Genomic DNA, 2,212 nt, shown 5'->3' with positions numbered 1-2,212 from the left:
CCCTGGCCCTGCTGCGCCCCCGCCTGGCCCGCTGGCGCCTGCAAACCGCCCTGCAACTGCACAGCGCCGCCCACGGCCGCAAGGTGCGCGCCTGCGGCATCGTCACGGTGCGCCAGCGCCCCGGCACCGCCAAGGGCACCATGTTCGTCACGCTGGAAGACGAAACCGGCCCCGTCAACGTCATCGTCTGGCCCGCCCTGGTCGATGTGTGGCGCAATGCGCTGCTGCGGTCGCAGCTGCTGGCGGTGGAAGGGATGTGGCAATGCAGCGCCGGCCCACCCGGCAGCACGGCGGTGGTGCGCCACCTGGTGGCCCAGCGCTTCAAGGACCTGACGCCCCTACTGGGCCGCATGGGGCAGGCGCTGCAGGGGAGCCGGGATTTTCATTGAGTGCGCGCAGATGAGCTCCTGCCCGTTTCTCCGGGCGTCTTTTTGCCATTCCTGCGAGATGCTTAACGGCTCCTAGGGGTGTAGCTTTTCGCCATTGCTCAACATCTGAACAAATTCAGCGATTTTTCTTGCGCGTGTCTCTGCCTTCTTGACGCTTTGAATGCGAAACAAGATGGCAAACCTGTTTTTGCTATTGAGCGTGGCAAAAAACGCCTGGGCTTGGGGGTTGGCATCCAGGGCCCGTTGCAAGTCGTCGGGGACTGTAGACGTGCGCGCTGACGCGTAAGCCGCATCCCATCGTCCGTCCTGCTGGGCCCGTTCGATGGCGGCCAGGCCGGCTGGCCGCATTTTGCGGGCACTGATGAGCGCCTCGGCTTTTTCCCTGTTGATCTTGGACCATATGCTCTTGGGGGTTCTGGGTGTAAAGCGTTGAAGCCAATAGTGCTGGTCTTCCGACTGCTTTTGGCCGTCAATCCAACCGTGGCAAAGAGCACTCTCCAGTGCTTGCGCGTAGGTGACGGTGGGCTGCTCGGCAGACTTCTTGGCCACGCGCAGCCACACACCGGGCGAGGTGCTGCCATGGCTCTCCAGCCAGGCCTCCCACTCCGATTGCGTCGCGAAGGTCAGTTTGGGATCGGTCATGGTGCGTTGACAAAAATCCTAACGGATGAAAAGCATTTCCCCATACCCAGTGGCTGCAGCGCATGGCACCCCGGGGCTACGTTGGTGAGGGCGACTCCTCATCAGCACACCCGCTTGGTGAACAGGGCCGCGCATCTGTGTTCCGGGCTACCAGCGCTCAGGGCGCCTGCAGCTTTTGCAGCAGTTCCAGCGTCGGATACCCGTCGGCCACCGTGCCCAGGCTGCGCTGGTAGCCGCGCAAGCCTGCGCGGGTGGCGGGGCCCATCACGCCGTCGGGGGTGCCTGCGGCAAAGCCTTTGCGGTTCAGGGCTTCTTGCAGCGTTTGCAACTGTGCACGCGACAGCGGCTCGATGTCGCGGGGCCACGGAGTGGCCACCGGGCCGCCGCCGTCGATCTGGCGCGCGAGCAGGGCCACGCCCAGCGCGTAGTTGACCGAGTTGTTGTAGCGCAGGATGGTGCGAAAGTTGTTGCCCACCAGAAACGCCGGGCCCCGCGCGCCCGCAGGGGTGACGATGGAGGCCCCGGCCAGGTCGGGCAACGGCGCCCCGTCGATGGACCGCACCCCTTCGGACTCCCACTGGGCTGTGGTCTGGCGCACGGCGGGGTCGGCGCGGGCGTGGTCGAACGTGGGGGGCAACTGCACTTCGGCTCCCCATGGCTCGCCAGATTTCCAGCCCGACCGGGCGAGGAAATGTGCGGTGGACGCCGTCACATCCGGCACGCTGCCCCAGATGTCGCGGTGCCCGTCGCCGTCGGCATCCACAGCGTAGGCCAGGAACACCGAGGGCAGGAACTGGGTGTGCCCCATGGCCCCGGCCCACGATCCGATCATGCGGTCGGCGGCGATGTCGCCCTGGTCGATGATGCGCAGCGCTGCCAGCAGCTCGGTCTGCGCCCAGGCGCGGCGGCGGCCTTCATACGCCAGGGTGGCCAGTGCATCCACCGTGCGGAAGGTGCCAAAGTTGCTGCCGTAGTTGCTCTCCATGCCCCAGATGGAGGTGATGACGCTGGCCGGCACGCCGTAGCGGGCGGCTGCCGCCTGCAGGGCGGTGCTGTGCGCCGCCAATTGCGCTTGGCCCTGGGCGATGCGCTGGGGGGAGACGGCGCTGTCGAGGTACGCCCATGGGGTGCGGGTGAACTCTGGCTGGGCGCGGTCCAGCTCGACCACGCGGGGCAGCCAC

At 66.7% G+C, this 2,212-nt stretch carries 3 protein-coding genes; 1 reads left to right on the top strand and 2 read right to left on the bottom strand.

Translation table 11 applies throughout. The annotated features are described in order from the left end of the window. Nucleotides 1-389 (top strand): OB-fold nucleic acid binding domain-containing protein (locus DBR23_RS18375; RefSeq protein WP_233250548.1); only part of this gene is annotated, 389 nt, incomplete at its 5' end. 72 nt (nt 390-461) lie between these two features. Here DBR23_RS18375 and DBR23_RS18370 read toward each other — a convergent pair. Next, nucleotides 462-1,031, bottom strand: a complete 570-nt coding sequence (locus DBR23_RS18370; protein ID WP_108499172.1) for a YdeI family protein — start codon at nt 1,029-1,031, stop codon at nt 462-464. A 157-nt stretch (nt 1,032-1,188) separates the two neighbouring features. Beyond that, on the bottom strand, nt 1,189-2,212 hold a 1,024-nt coding region (locus DBR23_RS18365), incomplete at its 5' end, for a lytic murein transglycosylase (protein ID WP_108499171.1).

The sequence above is a fragment of the Acidovorax sp. HMWF018 genome (assembly GCF_003061035.1).
Lineage (GTDB): Bacteria > Pseudomonadota > Gammaproteobacteria > Burkholderiales > Burkholderiaceae_C > Acidovorax > Acidovorax delafieldii.
Note: the sequence above shows the minus strand (reverse complement) of the source record. Positions and strands in the feature narration are given on the sequence as shown.